Genomic DNA, 15,180 nt, shown 5'->3' with positions numbered 1-15,180 from the left:
GCCGCGTGCGGATTGCACTGTTGTCGTACCGCAGCAAGCAGCACAGCGGTGGGCAGGGCGTCTACGTGCGCAACCTCAGCGCCGGACTGGCCGAGCTCGGGCACGAGGTCACGATCTTCTCGGGCCAGCCGTACCCCGAGGACCTGCACCCGGACGTCCGCCTCGAGAAGGTGCCGAGCCTCGACCTCTACCGCGACGACGACCCGTTCCGCACGCCGCGACTGCGCGAGTTCCGCGACTGGATCGACGTGCTGGAGTACCTCCAGATGGTCACCGCCGCGTTCCCCGAGCCGCTGACGTTCAGCCTCCGCGCGCGCCGCCTCGACCTCTCCGGCTTCGACGTCGTGCACGACAACCAGTCGCTCGGGTACGGGCTGCTCTCGATCAACCGACGCCAGCCGTTCCTGGCGACGATCCACCACCCGATCAGCCGCGACCGCGCGCTCGACATCGCGGCCGCGCCGCTGCGCAAGCAGATCACGACGCGGCGCTGGTACGCCTTCGTGCGCATGCAGGCGTTCGTGGCGCGTCGGATCCGCACGATCCTCGGCGTCTCCACGGCCTCGGGGGGCGACACCGTCACCGACTTCCGACTCGACCCCGACCAGATGACCGTGGTCCCGCTCGGCGTCGACACCGACCTGTTCAGCCCGCCGGAGTCCCGCGTGCCCGGCCGCATCGTCGTGGTCGCCAGCGCCGACTCGCCGCTCAAGGGCCTCGCGCACTTCATGGACGCCGCCGCGAAGCTGGCCACCGACCGCGAGATCGACGTGCAGCTGGTCTCGAACCTCGACCCCGAGGGCGCGGCGCACCAGCGCATCCACCACGGCGACCTCGCCGGGATCGTCACGGTCCACAGCGGCATCTCCGACGAGGAGCTGGCCGCGCTGATCTCGTCCGCCGAGGTCATGGTCGTCCCGTCGCTGTACGAGGGCTTCAGCCTCCCGGCCGTCGAGGCGATGTCGTGCGGCACGCCGCTCGTGGCCAGCGCCGCGGGCGCCCTGCCCGAGGTCGTCGGCGACGCCGGCGTGCTCGTCCCGCCCGGCGACGTGGAGGCGCTCGTCACCGAGGTGGGTCGCCTGCTCGACGACCCCGCGGAGCGCGACCGGCTGTCCGGCGTCGCCCGCCGCCGCGCGATCGAGCGCTTCAGCTGGCTCGCCGTCGCCCGCGCCACCACGCAGGCCTATGAGAAGGTGATCGCCGATCACCGTGCTGCACCCCGGGACGGAAGGAACCCCCATGCTGACCGTTGACTTCGACCGCCTCCGGGTGGGCCGCGGCACGCGCTTCATCGACGTGGGTGCCGGCGCCGGCCGCCACTCCTACGAGGCCCTCCGCCGCGGCGCGCACGTCACCGCGTTCGACCTCGACGAGGTCGAGCTCAAGGGCGTCGAGGACATGTTCGGCGCGATGGCGCTCGAGGGCGAGGTCCCGCCGGGTGGCAGCGGCGAGGTGAAGGTCGGCACGATCCTCGACATGCCCTACGAGGACGGCACGTTCGACGTCGTGCTCGCCTCGGAGATCCTCGAGCACGTGCCCGAGGACGTGCAGGCGATCAGCGAGCTCGAGCGGATCCTCGCGCCGGGCGGCGTCCTGGCGGTTACGGTGCCGCGGTGGATGCCCGAGGCGGTCTGCTGGAGGCTCTCGGACGAGTACCACGCGAACGAGGGCGGCCACATCCGCATCTACAAGGCCGACGAGCTGCGCGCGAAGCTGGAGGCCACGGGCCTCGAGTTCACGCACCAGCACCACGCCCACGCGCTGCACTCGCCGTACTGGTGGATCAAGTGCGCCGTCGGCGTCGAGCGCGACCAGCACCCCCTCGTGCGCGGCTACCACCAGCTGCTCGTGTGGGACATGATGAAGGCCCCCCGCACCACGCGCTGGGCCGAGAAGGCCCTCAACCCCGTGCTCGGCAAGAGCGTCGCCCTGTACTTCCAGAAGCCCTTCTGATGCAGCCCGCGTCCTCGCCCCCTCTCCACTTCTGGAACGGGTTGAACGCTTTCGCGGCGCGGAATGGTGCATCCCGTTCCGAAAGTGGAGCGGGGCGCGCGCGGTGACGCCCACCGAGGCCCACCAGACGGGCAAGTGGATCGCGTCGGTCCAGCTGAGCACGGGGGCGATCCCGTGGTTCGACGGCGGTCACCTCGACCCGTGGGACCACGTGCAGGCGGCGATGGGCCTGGCGACGGCCGGCTTCGTCGACGAGGCCGTCGCGGCCTACGACTGGCTCCGTCACGCCCAGCGTCCCGACGGCTCGTGGGGCCGCAAGTACTGGCCCGGCGCCGACGACGACGGCGTCGAGGAGCCCGAGACCGATGCGAACTACTGCGCGTACGTCGCCACCGGGCTGTTCCACCTCGAGCTGCTGGGCGTCGACGCGAGCCGGTTCCTGCCCATGCTGGAGCGCGCGGTCGACGTCGTCCTCGAGCTCCAGGTCGGGAACGGGCCCGTCGCGTGGGCCCGGGGCGTCGATGGCAAGGTCGCCGACGAGTGCCTCGTCACCGGCAACTCCAGCATCGTGTTCAGCCTCCGCTGCGCCGCCCGCCTCGCCGAGCGGTGGGGCCACCCGCGCGCGCACTGGCGGCACGCGGCCGACGGGATCGCCGCGGCGCTGACCGACCGTCCCGAGCTGTTCACGCCGAAACCCCGCTTCTCGATGGACTGGTACTACCCGGTGATGACCGGGGTGCTCGACGGCGAGGCCGCGGCCGAGCGCCTCGACGAGCGCTGGGACGAGTTCGTCGTCCCCGGCTTCGGCACGCGCTGCGTCACGGTGAACCCGTGGGTCACCGGCGGCGAGACCCTCGAGCTCGTCCTGGCCCTCGTGCGCGCCGGCCGCACCGCCGCCGCCGAGCGCCTCTACGCCGACATCGGCCACCTGCGCGATCCCGACGGCGCCTGGTGGACCGGGCTCGTCTACAACGACGGCAAGCGCTGGCCCGTCGAGCAGTCCACCTGGACCGCCGGCACCGCCCTGCTCGCCCACGACGCGCTCACTGGCGCCACCCCCGCCGCTGGCTTCATGGGTCGCTGAGGCCGGTACGCCGATCGGCCTGACAGCAGCCGCTCGCGCTGCGATCCTGCGGTGATGGAGATCAGCGCGAGCGTCCGAACGGCGACGCTTCAGTGGGCGTTCGCCGTGGCGCAGGTCGTCCTCTGCGTCGTGGCCGTGGTCCTCGCCACGCAAGGCCACGCCCTCTGGGGGATCGGCGTGATGGCGGTGGTCGTCGGTTCCTCGCTCCTGCCGGACCCCGGCGACGACGCGCTCGCGCGGTGGTTCCACGTCGTGAGAGCGGCGGTGGTTCTGGGCGTCGTCAGCGCAAGCTTCCTCGACGCCTCCCGCCTCCTGGAGGTCCTGCTCGTCTGCATGGTCGCGGTGTGCCTCCTCGAGGCGTCGGTGCTGGGATGGCTCCGGCGGAGGCGAGCATGACCGTTTCCCCGGTTAAGCGGGGAAACTGTCACTTCCCGTGGTTTGCAAACCTCGCTCAGTGACAGGAAACCCACTTAACCGGGGAAACTGTCACATCCCGGGGATCGCAAACCCCGGTCAGTGAGGGGAAACCCAGGTAACCGGGGAAGCCGTCAGCGCCGCGGGTCGATGAGGATCTTCGCGTGGTGCTCGGCACCGGCGAGGTCGTCGAAGGCCTGGGCGACGCCGTCGAGGCCGACGGTGCCGGTGTGCAGGGGACTGGGGTCGACGCGGCCGTCGGCGATCATCTCGAGCGTCTCGTGGAACTCGTGCGGCTGGTAGCAGAACACGAACCGCAGGTCGAGCTCCTTGTTGACCGCCATCGTGGGGCGGAACGTGTCGGGCTCCATGCACACGCCCACGACGATGATCCGCGACCGGATCGGGGCGTGGGTGACGAGGTCCTCGATGATCCCGGGCACGCCGACGCACTCGAAGACGACGGGTCCGCGCGGCGTCTGGCCCGCCCGCTCGGCGAGCCGCATGACGCGCTTCCACGGCACCCAGCGCACGCGTCGCAGCATCCGCATCGCGTCGATGCCCTGGCCGAAGTAGTCCGGCGCGGAGGTGAGGTGCGTGGCCGGGCGCTTGTACGCGTCCCACGGCGACTGGACCGCCGGGTCGACCACGACGTCGGCACCGCAGCGCTCGGCCAGCGCGCGCCGGCCCGCGGAGTAGTCGCTCGCGACCACGGTGCGCACGCCCGCCGCCTTGAGCATGAGGATCACCGCAAGCCCGATCGGCCCGCAGCCCACCACCAGCGCGACCTCCTTGCGGCGGATCTCGCTGCGGTTCACGGCGTGGTGCGCCACCGCGAGCGGCTCCGTCATCGCGACGTGGTCGGGGTCGGCGTGGGACGGCACCTCGAACGTCATCGCCTCCTGGGCCAGCACGTACTCCGCGTAGCCGCCGGGGGCGAACTCGGTCAGCCCCGTCATGTCGACCTGGCCGTCGCGCTGCAGGACCGGCAGCGCCACGACGGGCGTCCCCACAGGCCACCGCTTGCGGCACTTCGGCCCGTACGCGGCGACGGTGCCGGTGAACTCGTGCCCCATGACCACGTGATCGGCGCGCCGCATGAAGCGGTCGTAGTCGACCTCGGCCGCGACGTCGGCACTCGCGTCGGCGTGGGCGCGGGCGTGCAGGTCCGAGCCGCAGATGCCCGAGCGCGTGACCGCCACGAGCACCTGGCCCGGACCGGGCTCGGGGGTCGGCAGGTCGACGACCGACAGCTCGCCCTCGTGGACGCTGACCGCCTTCACGCCCCGACCTCCGCACGGTCGGCCGCCGTGGTCCACACGAGGCCGTCGTCGAGGTCGGCCCGGTTCGTCGACCACGAGTCGACGAGGAAGTTCTGCTTGAACGACCACGGGTACGACGAGCCCGCGCGCGGCATGAGGTGGGCGCCGCGCTGCAGGTAGCCGGACTGCATGTCCATGAGCGGCGTCGAGGCACCGGTCCCGGCGAACTCGGGCACCACCGACGTCGAGCCGGAGTCGACCAGCCGACGCAGCACGCGCGCGACGAGGCGCGAGGTCATGTCCGAGCGCATCGTCCACGACAGGTTGATGTAGCCGACGCAGAAGGCCAGGTTGGGCAGGCCGGTCAGCATCGCGCCGTAGTACGCGAAGGAGTCCGAGGGGTCTCGCGACTCGCCGTCCACGGTGATCCGTGCGCCGCCGAGGATCTTGATCGACAGGCCCGTCGCGGTGACGACGATGTCGGCCGGCAGCACGGTGCCGTCCTCGAGCCGGACGCCCTCGGGCACGAAGCGGTCGATGCGCGCGGTGGCCACCGAGGCCTTCCCGGCCTTGATCGCGGCGAAGATGTCGCCCTGCGGTGTGACGCACAGGCGCTGGTCCCACGGGTCGTACGGCGGGTTGAAGTGCTGCTGCGCGATCTCCTCCGAGCCGGTGCCGTGCGCGACGCCCTTGAGCAGCAGCGACCGCATCGCCTTCGGCGCGCGCTGGCAGGCCTGGAAGAGCGCCCACTGCAGCAGCATGTTCTTGGTGCGGACCACGTGATGGGCCACGGTCGGCGGCGCCACCTTGCGGACGACGTCGGCGATCGGGTCGCCCTTCGGCTGCGCCAGCAGGTAGCTCGGGGTGCGCTGGAGCATCGTGACGTGCTCGGCGGTCTCGGCCATCGCGGGCACGATCGTCACGGCGGTGGCGCCGCTGCCGATCACCACGACGCGCTTGCCGGTGTGGTCCAGGTCCTCGGGCCAGAACTGCGGGTGCACGAGAGTGCCCGCGAAGTCGTCGACGCCGGCGAACCCGGGGTCGTACGGCTGGTCGTAGTCGTAGTAGCCGGTGCACGCGACGAGGAACCGCGCCGACCACTCCTCGGCGCCGTCGGGGCCCTCGGCCTGGACGGTCCAGCGCGCGTCGGCGGACGACCAGTCGGCCGCCTCGACGCGACGCCCGAAGGAGATGTGGCGGTCGATGCCGGCCTCGCGGGCCGTGTCCTCCAGGTACTCCAGGATCTGGTCGCCGTCGACGATCGCGTCCTTGCCGCGCCACGGCCGGAACGGGAACGCGAGGGTGAAGAAGTCCGAGTCGGAGCGGACGCCGGGGTAGCGGAACAGGTCCCACGTGCCGCCGATCCGCTCGCGTCGCTCGACGATCGCGTAGGTCAGGTCGGGGCACGCCTGCTGGATCCGGTAGGCCATGTTGATGCCGGAGAGGCCGGCTCCGACGATGAGGACGTCGACGTCGCGTTGCGTGGTCATGGACCGATTGTGGCCTGCGTCACGCCGTTGCGGGAGCACCTCCGGCAGACCCGTCCCCGCGCCCCCTCCGCGAGTGGCGCAGAAACGCCCGCCACTCGCCGAGTGGTGGGCGGAATCGCGCCACTCGCGACCCCGGTTTGCGCCACTCGGCGTCAGGCGTCAGGCGTCAGGCGTCAGCGCACGGTGACGCGGGCGGTGCGCAGCGTGCGGTCGGAGCCGCGGGTGCCGGGAGCGTCGAGCGCCCGGACCTTCACCGTGGCGGTGCCGCGCTGGAGGCCCGGCAGCGAGAAGCGGTGGTAGAAGCCGAGCTTCGTCCGGGTGGCGGTGCGGGTCCACGAGCGGCTGCCCTGCGTGACGTGAACCCGGATCCGCACGCCCTTCGTCTCGGCGTCGGTGTCCACGGCGCGACCGCGCACGGCCACGAGGCCCTTCTTCGCGCTGAGGCCCGTGACGACGCCGCGCGGACCGCCGTCGGTGCGCTTGAACCGCAGGAACGCGCGCGGGTACGAGGTGCCCGCGTACCGGACGGACCGGAACGTGCCCCGGCTGGTCAGCTCGGTGACCACGACCCAGGAGTTGTTGTGCGCGACGCTCTCGACGACGGCGAGGTGGCCCCGCGAGGTGGCGCCCACCCCGGCGGGCGCGCCGGGCCACCACGCGATGTCGCCGCGCCGCGGCTGCGCGACCTGGGCCGCGGCTCGCTCCTTCAGGGCGGCGGTGCGCCACGTGCGCGGCGTGGTCGAGGTCAGCACGGGCGCCGAGCGAGCCTGGCTCAGCCGGAACGCGGCGTAGTGCGTGGAGGTGCGGGGAGCCGCGCCCCAGATCCTCCGCGTCACGGTGTCGTGGCCACGCGTGGACGTCTTCGCGGTCCGGCAGGCGCTGACGCCGGTGCACAGCACCTTCGCGTGCGACGGCACCGGGGCGTGCTGCGCGGCGCGCGAGCCGATCAGGGTGGCGAGATCGGAGGAGCGCACCACCCACGCGCCGAGCGTGTTCGCGCCGGCGGCGTTGGGGTGGATCGCGTCGATCGTCTCGCCGCGGACGAGCGAGGGCAGCGTGATCCAGGTGAAGCCGCGCGCCTTCGCGAGCGCCTCGTAGAGCGTGGAGGTGGCCACCTTGCCGGCGCCGTCGGACGAGCCCCACGGGGTCATGACGTAGACGCGCGAGCGGGCGATGCCCTGCCGGTCGGTCGCCCGGGCCAGCGAGACGAAGTAGCGCTCGGCGGCGGCGCGGCGCTCGGCGGCCGTGGCGACGACGCGCGCGCCCCCGCGGCAGCGCCGGACGTCGTTGCGGCCGACCTCGACGATGACGACGTCGGGGTCGGTGGCCGCCACGTCGCCCAGCCGATCGCCGAACGTGGTGCCCGAGCACGGTACGAGCGTGGAGCCGAAGCCGCGGGCCAGCAGGCCGCTGCCGCCCTCGGCGCTGACCATGACCTCGCCCGCGGGGATGCCGGCGGCCTCGGCGACGTGCGCCCACCAGGCCTTGGGGCGGCTCTTCGTGCCCTTGACGCTGTAGCGCCGCGTGCTGGAGAAGGAGTCGCCGAACACCAGGACGCGGGCGTGGCGCGCGGAGGGGGCGCCGGGGTTCGGGAGCGTGACCTCGCCGCCGTCGTCGACCGCTCCGACGTCGCCCTGCGGCACGGTCGGCGTGGTCGTCGGCGCGGTGGTGGGAGCCGTCGTCGGCGCCGTCGGCTCGGGCGCGGGAGCCGTGGTGACCACGGGGTCGGGGACGGGGGCGTCGTCGGCCAGGGCGGGGGACGCTGCGAGCATCGACACCGCGACGGCGACGGCAGCCGTCAGGCTCCAGGGGCGTCGAGTCACCGGATGATGGTACGTGAAATCTGGAGCCCCTCCTGCCACTTCGGTCACACCCCCACGCGGGGGTCGTAGAGTGCGGCGGGTGAACGCGCTCCCCGAGGAACTGTCCCGCATCGCCGACGAGGTCCGCGGCTTCCTCCCCGAGGTCGAGGCGCAGGCCCTGCGGGACGCGGCGGCACGGTTCGCGACCCCGGGCGGCGTGATCGTCGAGATCGGCACGTACTGCGGCAAGTCCACCGTCCACCTGGGCCACGTCGCCCGCGAGGCCGGCGCCACGCTCGTCACGATCGACCACCACCGCGGCTCCGAGGAGCACCAGGTCGGCTGGGAGTACCACGACGCCTCGCTCGTCGACCCCGAGACGGGCGCCTTCGACACCCTCCCCGTGCTGCGCCGCACGCTGTGGGCCGCGCAGCTCGAGGACGTCGTCGTCCCGATGGTGGGCCGATCGGCGACGATCTCGGCCTGGTGGCGCACGCCCGCCGACCTCGTCTTCATCGACGGCGGCCACACCGAGGAGGCCGCGCAGGCCGACTACGCCGGCTGGGCGCCGTGGGTCCGTCCCGGCGGCGCGCTGGCCATCCACGACGTCTTCCCCGACCCGAACGACGGCGGTCAGGCCCCCTTCCACATCTACGAGCGGGCGCTGGCCGACGGCTTCGTCGAGGTGGGCCACACCGACAGCCTGCGCGTGCTGGAACGCCCGGCCTGATCCGCTGTCCGGGGTCGGGCGCGGCGACACTCCGACATATGCCTAGGGTTAGGCAAAACAGACCCGGGGCGCGCTACGCTCCACTCAGCCGTCCCGCCGTGGGACGAAAGGGGCCGCCCCGTGACACTCAACGACGAGCTCACCGAAGACGCGATCGCCGTCCGCGCCGAGGCGTCCGACTGGCGTGACGCCGTCCGCCAGGCCGGCGCACTGCTCACCGCCGTCGGCGTGACCACCGACGAGTACACCGACGAGATGGTCCAGACGGTCGAGAAGCTCGGCCCCTACATCGTGCTCGCGCCCGGCATCGCCCTGGCGCACTCGCGCCCGTCGCCCGCCGTCAACCGCGCGGGCATCGCGTGGCTGCAGCTGGCCGAGCCCGTCGAGTTCGGCCACCAGACGAACGACCCCGTGTGGCTCGTCGTCGCCCTGGCCGCGCTCGACCACGACGGACACCTCGAGTTGATGTCCGCCCTCGCCGCCGTCCTGGGCGACACCGACCTGCTTGCCAGGCTCCGCGAGGCCGATTCCCCGGCCCGCGTCCTGGAGCTGCTCACCCCCACCACCCCCTGAACGAAGGACCATCGTCATGAAGATCGTCGCCGTGTGCGGTATGGGCATCGGAACCTCGGTGCTGCTCAAGATGAACGCCGAGAAGGTCCTGCGGACCCTCGGCAAGGACCAGGACGTCGACGTCGAGGCCGCCGACATCGGCACGGCCAAGGGTGCCGCGCGCACCGCCGACATCGTCCTGACGTCGGCCGACCTGGCCGACGAGATCGGTGAGGTGCCGGCCAAGGTCGTCATCGTCAACAACTTCACCGACGTCGGCGAGATCGCCGAGAAGCTGACTCCGCTCGTCTGACGAGCCTGAAAGAACGGAACCAAGGGAGAACGACATGGACTGGTTCGTCGACGTACTCGACTTCATCGGACAACAGATCCTCAACGTGCCGGCGTACCTCATCGGCATCATCACGGCGATCGGCCTCATCGCGCTCAAGCGCTCCAGCGGACAGGTGATCGGCGGTGGCCTCAAGGCCGCGCTCGGCTTCCTGATCCTCGGCGCCGGCGCCGGCGTGGTCGTCGCCTCGCTCGGCCCGCTGGGCGAGATCATCCTCGACGTCACGGGCGCCCAGGGCGTCATCCCGACGAACGAGGTCATCACCGCCATGGCGGCGGAGGAGTACGGCGCGCAGAGCGCCTACGTGCTGACGCTCGGCTTCCTCGTGATGCTGGCGCTGGCGCGCTTCACGCCGCTGCGCTACATCTTCCTCACGGGTCACCACATGGTCTTCATGGCCCTGATGCTGACCGTGGTGCTGTCGGTGGGCCTCGACGGCAAGAACGACTGGCTGGTCGTCCTCGTCGGCGCCTTCCTGCTCGGCGTGATCATGGTCGTCATGCCGGCGCTCGCGCAGCCGTGGACCCGCAAGATCACCGGCGACGACTCGCTGGCGATCGGCCACTTCGGCACGCTGGGCTACATCGCGGCCGGTGCCTCCGGCCAGGCCGTGGGCAAGAAGAGCCGCTCCACCGAGGAGATCGACTTCCCGCAGGGCCTGAAGTTCCTGCGTGACTCGATGGTCGCCACCGCGCTGTCGATGGTGCTGATCTACGAGGTCTTCGTGGTCTGGGGCCTCATCGCCAGCCCGGACGCCACCCAGGAGGTCCTGGGTGCCGCCGATGCGGGCGCCGCCGTGATGGCGGGCTTCGGCCAGGCGCTGCAGTTCGGCGTCGGCGTCGCGATCATCCTCTACGGTGTCCGCACCGTGCTGGGCGAGCTCGTCCCCGCCTTCCAGGGCATCGCCGAGAAGGTCGTCCCCGGTGCCAAGCCGGCGCTCGACATCCCGATCGTGTTCCCGTTCGGCGCCAACGCCGTGCTGATCGGCTTCCTGGCCTCGTTCGTGGGCGGTCTCGCGACGCTCGCGCTGATCGCGGTGTGGCTGGAGCCGGCCTTCGGCCTGGCGCTGATCCTGCCGGGCATGGTGCCGCACTTCTTCACCGGTGGCGGTGCCGGCGTCTACGGCAACGCCACGGGTGGTCGCAAGGGCGCCGTCGTGGGCGGCTTCGTCAACGGCGTGCTCATCACGATCCTGCCAGCGCTGCTGCTGCAGGTCTTCGGTGCGCTCGGCGACATCAACTCGACGTTCGGCGACGCCGACTTCGGCTGGTTCGGCACGCTGCTCGGCACGAGCTTCCAGGCCGGGTCCGGCGTGGGCATCGTCCTGTGCATCCTGATCGGCATCGCGCTGGTCGTCGCGGCCTCGATCTACCAGGTCAAGGTCGTCGACGCGGGCTGGACGCCGGGCGCGAAGCGCGACGAGATCCTCGCGGAGGAGGACGCCGCGGCGCGTGCCGCCGCGGAGAAGCAGACTCCCGCCAAGGAGTAGTCCCTCGCAGTTCCACGACGGCCCGTCCCGGCTCCGGGGCGGGCCGTCGTGCGTCCGGGGACCTCGCCGCCCAGATCCGCAGACCGCCCCGTCACGCCCCGCCCCAACTTTTGTGACGGCTCTCGCCACTTCTGTGACGGGATTCGCCCGGAACGGCCGTCGGAAGCCGAAAGCCGTCACAAAAGTCGGAGGCGGGGCGAGGGCAGCGACGAGAGCGACGCCGAGGGCGCGGCGTGCGGAGTGAGGAGGACGACACAGGGTTGAGTGGAATGGACTCAACTTTGTTACGGTTGAAGATGACATGGACCTGAACCACCTCACCACGCGAAGTCAGCAGGCCCTCGCTGCCTCGATGCAGCAGGCCGCTGCCGCCGGCAACCCCACCGTGGAGCCGGCGCACCTGCTCCGTGCCCTGCTCACCCAGCAGGGCGGTACCGCGGCACCGCTGCTCACCGCGGCGGGCGCCGACGTCGACGCCGTGCTGACCGAGACCGACTCGGTGATCAGCCGGCTCCCCAGTGCCAGCGGCTCGACCGTGGGCAACCCGCAGCTCGCGCGCGCCACCCACGAGGTGCTGCAGCGCGCGATCGACCTCGCCGGCGAGCTGGGCGACGACTTCGTCTCCAGCGAGCACCTCGTCGTGGGCATCGCCACGGTCGGCGGTCCGGCGCAGCAGCTGCTGGCCGCCCGCGGCGCCACCCCCGAGACGCTCACCGCGGCGTTCGAGTCGGTGCGCGGTGGCGCCCGTGTCACCAGCCAGGACGCCGAGGACCAGTACCAGTCGCTGGAGAAGTACGGCATCGACCTGACCGCGCTCGCCCGCGAGGGCAAGCTGGACCCCGTGATCGGCCGCGACGCCGAGATCCGCCGCGTCGTCCAGGTGCTCAGCCGCCGCACGAAGAACAACCCCGTGCTGATCGGCGAGCCCGGCGTCGGCAAGACCGCCGTCGTCGAGGGCCTCGCCCAGCGCATCATCGACGGCGACGTGCCCGAGTCGCTGCGCGGCCGCCGCCTGGTCAGCCTCGACCTCGGCGCGATGGTCGCCGGCGCGAAGTACCGCGGCGAGTTCGAGGAGCGACTCAAGGCCGTCCTCGCCGAGATCAAGGAGAGCAACGGCCAGGTCGTCACCTTCATCGACGAGCTGCACACCGTCGTCGGCGCCGGTGCCACCGGCGACTCGGCGATGGACGCCGGCAACATGCTCAAGCCGATGCTGGCGCGCGGCGAACTGCGCATGATCGGGGCCACCACGCTCGACGAGTACCGCGAGTCGATCGAGAAGGACCCCGCGCTGGAGCGCCGCTTCCAGCAGGTCTACGTCGGCGAGCCCAGTGTCGAGGACACGATCGCGATCCTGCGCGGCCTCAAGGAGAAGTACGAGGCCCACCACAAGGTCGAGATCGCCGACGCCGCCCTCGTCGCCGCGGCCACGCTGTCGCACCGGTACATCCCCGGCCGTCAGCTGCCCGACAAGGCGATCGACCTCATCGACGAGGCCTCCAGCCGGCTGCGCATGGAGATCGACTCCAGCCCCGTCGAGATCGACGAGCTCCGCCGCGGCGTGGACCGCCTCAAGATGGAGGAGCTGCACCTGCAGAACGAGAAGGACGAGGCCAGCCAGGAGCGCCTGGCGAAGCTGCGTCAGGAGCTCGCGGACAAGCAGGAGACGCTGCGCTCGCTCGAGCAGCGGTGGGAGGCCGAGAAGCAGGGCCTCAACGCCGTCGGCGAGATCAAGGAGCGCATCGACGAGGCGCGCATCGCCGCCGAGCGGGCCCAGCGCGAGGGCGACATGGCCACCGCGAGCCGCCTGCTCTACGGCGAGATCCCGCAGATGGAGCAGCAGCTCGCCGACGCGCAGGCCGCGGAGGCCTCGGCCGCCGACGACCGGATGGTGCACGAGGAGGTCGGCTCCGACGACATCGCCGAGGTGGTGGCGTCGTGGACCGGCATCCCCACCGGCCGCCTGCTCGAGGGCGAGACCGAGAAGCTGCTGCACATGGAGGACGAGCTGGGCAAGCGGCTCGTCGGCCAGCGCGACGCGGTGCGTGCCGTGTCCGACGCGGTGCGCCGGGCGCGCGCCGGGGTCTCCGATCCCGACCGTCCCACCGGCTCGTTCCTGTTCCTCGGCCCCACGGGCGTCGGCAAGACCGAGCTGGCCAAGTCGCTCGCGGACTTCCTGTTCGACGACGAGCGCGCGATCGTGCGCATCGACATGAGCGAGTACGGCGAGAAGCACTCCGTCGCGCGACTCGTCGGTGCCCCTCCGGGCTACGTCGGCTACGACGAGGGCGGCCAGCTGACCGAGGCCGTGCGGCGCCGTCCGTACTCGGTGGTGCTGCTCGACGAGGTCGAGAAGGCCCACCCCGAGGTCTTCGACATCCTGCTGCAGGTGCTCGACGACGGTCGCCTCACCGACGGCCAGGGCCGCACGGTGGACTTCCGCAACGTCATCCTCATCCTGACGTCCAACCTCGGCTCGTCCTTCCTGGTCGACCCCGCGCTGGACGACCAGCAGAAGCGCGACCAGGTCATGGACGTCGTCAAGATGGCGTTCAAGCCCGAGTTCCTCAACCGGCTCGACGAGGTCGTCATGTTCGACGCCCTCGGCGTGGAGGACCTGACGCACATCGTCGACCTCCAGCTGGCGTCGCTCGAGCAGCGGCTCGCCGCCCGGAGGATCTCGCTCGACGTGACCGACGCGGCCAAGGAGTGGCTGGCGCTCACCGGCTGGGACCCGGCCTACGGCGCCCGACCGCTGCGCCGCCTCGTGCAGCAGGCCATCGGCGACCGGCTCGCCCGCGAGCTGCTGGCGGGCGAGGTCCGCGACGGCGATACGGTCCTGGTCGACCGCGTCCCCGACGCCGACGAGCTCGTCGTGCGGCGGGCCTGACCCCCGCCGTCACCCACCGGCGCCCCCTCGGGATCCACCCCGAGGGGGCGCCGGACGTGGTGGTGGGGGCGTCAGGCGGGATCTGAAAGGATCGGAGGCATGTCAACCCCCAGGCCCCGGTCGGTGACGCTCGCCTGCGTGTACGGCGGGCTCGGTGGCGTGCTGGCGACCTTCGCGCTGTACGAGACGCTCGCGAACTGGGGATCGATCGAGGTCCAGGAGGCACTCCGCTCCGGCCTCGAGCCGCTGGGCGCCGACCCGTCGGCCGTGCTGCCGACACTGCGCTGGATCGTGATGGGCCTGCTCGTGTGCGCGATCGCGGCCACCGTCTTCTCGTTCTACGCCGCGCGCGGCCACCAGCAGTCGCGCATCGGCCTGAGCGTCATCGCCGGCCTCGGTGCGGTCACGTTCCTGGCCACGGGCGCCGCCGGCATCCTGCCCGCCGTCCTGGGCTCCCTCATCGTCTACCTGCTGTGGTCGGCCCCCGCCCGCCAGTGGTTCGCCGTCGTGAACGGCCGCACGCCGCTGTCGCTGGGCACCGAGCCGTCCGTCTCGGGCGCGCCGGCCGAGTTCCGGCCCGCCGGGCAGCAGCCCCCGGGTCAGCCCGGCGCGCAGCCCTCCGCGGTGCAGCCGCCGCCCTACGACCCGGCACAGCACGCGGGGCTCCCGCAGCAGCCCGTCGCGCCGGCCGGCCGGCCCCGTCCCGTGGGACTCGCCCTGCTCATCGCGGGGATCGGCTCGCTCCTCGGCGCGATGGGATCCGGCTTGGTCCTGCTGGCCCTCGTCGCCATGCGCGACCAGGTGATCGCGCAGTACGACGACAACGACCTGCTGCGGGGCCAGCTCGACAGTGCGGGCGTCTCGGCCGAGCAGATGGTCACGATCGGCACGTGGCTCTTCGGCAGCTGGCTGCTCGTCTCGGTGCTGGGTCTCGTGGCCACCGCGTGGGCCGCCAGCGGGGCCCCGGCGGGGTGGTGGGCGCTCCTCGTCGTCAGCGTCCTGACCGCCGGGACCGCCGCGCTCGGACTGCCCGTGGGCCTGCTCTGGATCCTCGGCGCGATCGTCGTGATCGTGCAGCTCTCGCGTCCCGAGGCGAAGGAATGGTTCCGGAGGGCATGATCGTCCTCACACCGCACTCCCGGACGTGAACGGATCGAAAAGC

At 71.9% G+C, this 15,180-nt stretch carries 13 protein-coding genes; 10 read left to right on the top strand and 3 right to left on the bottom strand.

Features of this window, described 5'->3' with window-relative positions:
* Positions 1–5 precede the first annotated feature (5 nt).
* The 4 genes from ACK99Q_RS02600 to ACK99Q_RS02585 all read left to right on the top strand — a co-directional run bounded on the left by ACK99Q_RS02600 (position 6) and on the right by ACK99Q_RS02585 (position 3,433).
* The gene (locus ACK99Q_RS02600; protein ID WP_410184683.1) at positions 6–1,253 is read left to right on the top strand and encodes a glycosyltransferase family 4 protein; all 1,248 of its coding nucleotides are present in this window, start codon (positions 6–8) and stop codon (positions 1,251–1,253) included.
* Positions 1,240–1,953 (top strand): class I SAM-dependent methyltransferase, encoded by a 714-nt coding sequence (locus tag ACK99Q_RS02595; protein WP_410184682.1) that lies wholly within the window; start codon positions 1,240–1,242, stop codon positions 1,951–1,953. Before ACK99Q_RS02600 ends, ACK99Q_RS02595 begins: the two co-directional genes overlap by 14 nt.
* 103 nt (positions 1,954–2,056) lie before the next feature.
* Positions 2,057–3,037 (top strand): prenyltransferase, encoded by a 981-nt coding sequence (locus tag ACK99Q_RS02590; RefSeq protein ID WP_410184681.1) that lies wholly within the window; start codon positions 2,057–2,059, stop codon positions 3,035–3,037.
* A gap of 54 nt (positions 3,038–3,091) precedes the next feature.
* Positions 3,092–3,433, top strand: a complete 342-nt coding sequence (locus ACK99Q_RS02585; RefSeq protein WP_410184680.1) for a hypothetical protein — start codon at positions 3,092–3,094, stop codon at positions 3,431–3,433.
* A gap of 152 nt (positions 3,434–3,585) precedes the next feature.
* Here the strand turns inward: ACK99Q_RS02585 and ACK99Q_RS02580 are convergent, their stop codons facing one another.
* The 3 genes from ACK99Q_RS02580 to ACK99Q_RS02570 form a co-directional block, all read right to left on the bottom strand.
* Positions 3,586–4,734, bottom strand: coding sequence for a zinc-binding dehydrogenase (locus ACK99Q_RS02580; RefSeq protein ID WP_410184679.1), 1,149 nt, complete (start codon positions 4,732–4,734; stop codon positions 3,586–3,588).
* Positions 4,731–6,203: a flavin-containing monooxygenase gene (locus ACK99Q_RS02575; RefSeq protein WP_410184678.1), complete on the bottom strand. Its 1,473-nt coding sequence runs from the start codon at positions 6,201–6,203 to the stop codon at positions 4,731–4,733. The genes ACK99Q_RS02580 and ACK99Q_RS02575 overlap by 4 nt, the downstream gene beginning before the upstream one ends.
* 173 nt (positions 6,204–6,376) lie before the next feature.
* Positions 6,377–8,026 carry a GDSL-type esterase/lipase family protein gene (locus ACK99Q_RS02570; RefSeq protein WP_410184677.1) on the bottom strand — a complete coding sequence of 550 codons (1,650 nt, stop codon included), beginning with the start codon at positions 8,024–8,026 and terminating at the stop codon, positions 6,377–6,379.
* Positions 8,027–8,105: 79 nt separating this feature from the next.
* Here ACK99Q_RS02570 and ACK99Q_RS02565 point away from each other — a divergent pair, with 79 nt between their 5' ends.
* From ACK99Q_RS02565 to ACK99Q_RS02540, 6 genes are all read left to right on the top strand, one after another.
* Positions 8,106–8,735 (top strand): class I SAM-dependent methyltransferase, encoded by a 630-nt coding sequence (locus ACK99Q_RS02565; RefSeq protein ID WP_410184676.1) that lies wholly within the window; start codon positions 8,106–8,108, stop codon positions 8,733–8,735.
* A gap of 120 nt (positions 8,736–8,855) precedes the next feature.
* On the top strand, positions 8,856–9,308 hold the full coding sequence (locus ACK99Q_RS02560; protein ID WP_410184675.1) for a PTS sugar transporter subunit IIA: 453 nt from the start codon (positions 8,856–8,858) through the stop codon (positions 9,306–9,308).
* 16 nt (positions 9,309–9,324) lie between these two features.
* Positions 9,325–9,600, top strand: coding sequence for a PTS sugar transporter subunit IIB (locus ACK99Q_RS02555; protein ID WP_410184674.1), 276 nt, complete (start codon positions 9,325–9,327; stop codon positions 9,598–9,600).
* Between the two features lie 34 nt (positions 9,601–9,634).
* Positions 9,635–11,128: a PTS ascorbate transporter subunit IIC gene (locus ACK99Q_RS02550; RefSeq protein WP_410184673.1), complete on the top strand. Its 1,494-nt coding sequence runs from the start codon at positions 9,635–9,637 to the stop codon at positions 11,126–11,128.
* 301 nt (positions 11,129–11,429) lie between these two features.
* Positions 11,430–14,018, top strand: coding sequence for an ATP-dependent chaperone ClpB (gene clpB, locus ACK99Q_RS02545; protein ID WP_410184672.1), 2,589 nt, complete (start codon positions 11,430–11,432; stop codon positions 14,016–14,018).
* 99 nt (positions 14,019–14,117) lie between these two features.
* The gene (locus ACK99Q_RS02540; RefSeq protein ID WP_410184671.1) at positions 14,118–15,137 is read left to right on the top strand and encodes a hypothetical protein; all 1,020 of its coding nucleotides are present in this window, start codon (positions 14,118–14,120) and stop codon (positions 15,135–15,137) included.
* Positions 15,138–15,180 lie beyond the last annotated feature (43 nt).

Origin of the sequence: Aeromicrobium sp. MLTX1 (genome assembly GCF_046452335.1) — a bacterium.
Taxonomy (GTDB): Bacteria; Actinomycetota; Actinomycetes; order Propionibacteriales; family Nocardioidaceae; genus Aeromicrobium.
This window is presented reverse-complemented; position numbering and strand designations above follow the sequence as displayed.

Bases quoted from the DNA above. Each gene is read 5' to 3' on its own strand.
- ACK99Q_RS02585 (WP_410184680.1), top strand. From the start codon at position 3,092: ATGGAGATCAGCGCGAGCGTCCGAACGGCGACGCTTCAGTGGGCGTTC.
- clpB (WP_410184672.1), top strand. From the start codon at position 11,430: ATGGACCTGAACCACCTCACCACGCGAAGTCAGCAGGCCCTCGCTGCC.
- ACK99Q_RS02550 (WP_410184673.1), top strand. From the start codon at position 9,635: ATGGACTGGTTCGTCGACGTACTCGACTTCATCGGACAACAGATCCTC.
- ACK99Q_RS02595 (WP_410184682.1), top strand. From the start codon at position 1,240: ATGCTGACCGTTGACTTCGACCGCCTCCGGGTGGGCCGCGGCACGCGC.
- ACK99Q_RS02555 (WP_410184674.1), top strand. From the start codon at position 9,325: ATGAAGATCGTCGCCGTGTGCGGTATGGGCATCGGAACCTCGGTGCTG.
- ACK99Q_RS02575 (WP_410184678.1), bottom strand. From the start codon at position 6,203: ATGACCACGCAACGCGACGTCGACGTCCTCATCGTCGGAGCCGGCCTC.
- ACK99Q_RS02540 (WP_410184671.1), top strand. From the start codon at position 14,118: ATGTCAACCCCCAGGCCCCGGTCGGTGACGCTCGCCTGCGTGTACGGC.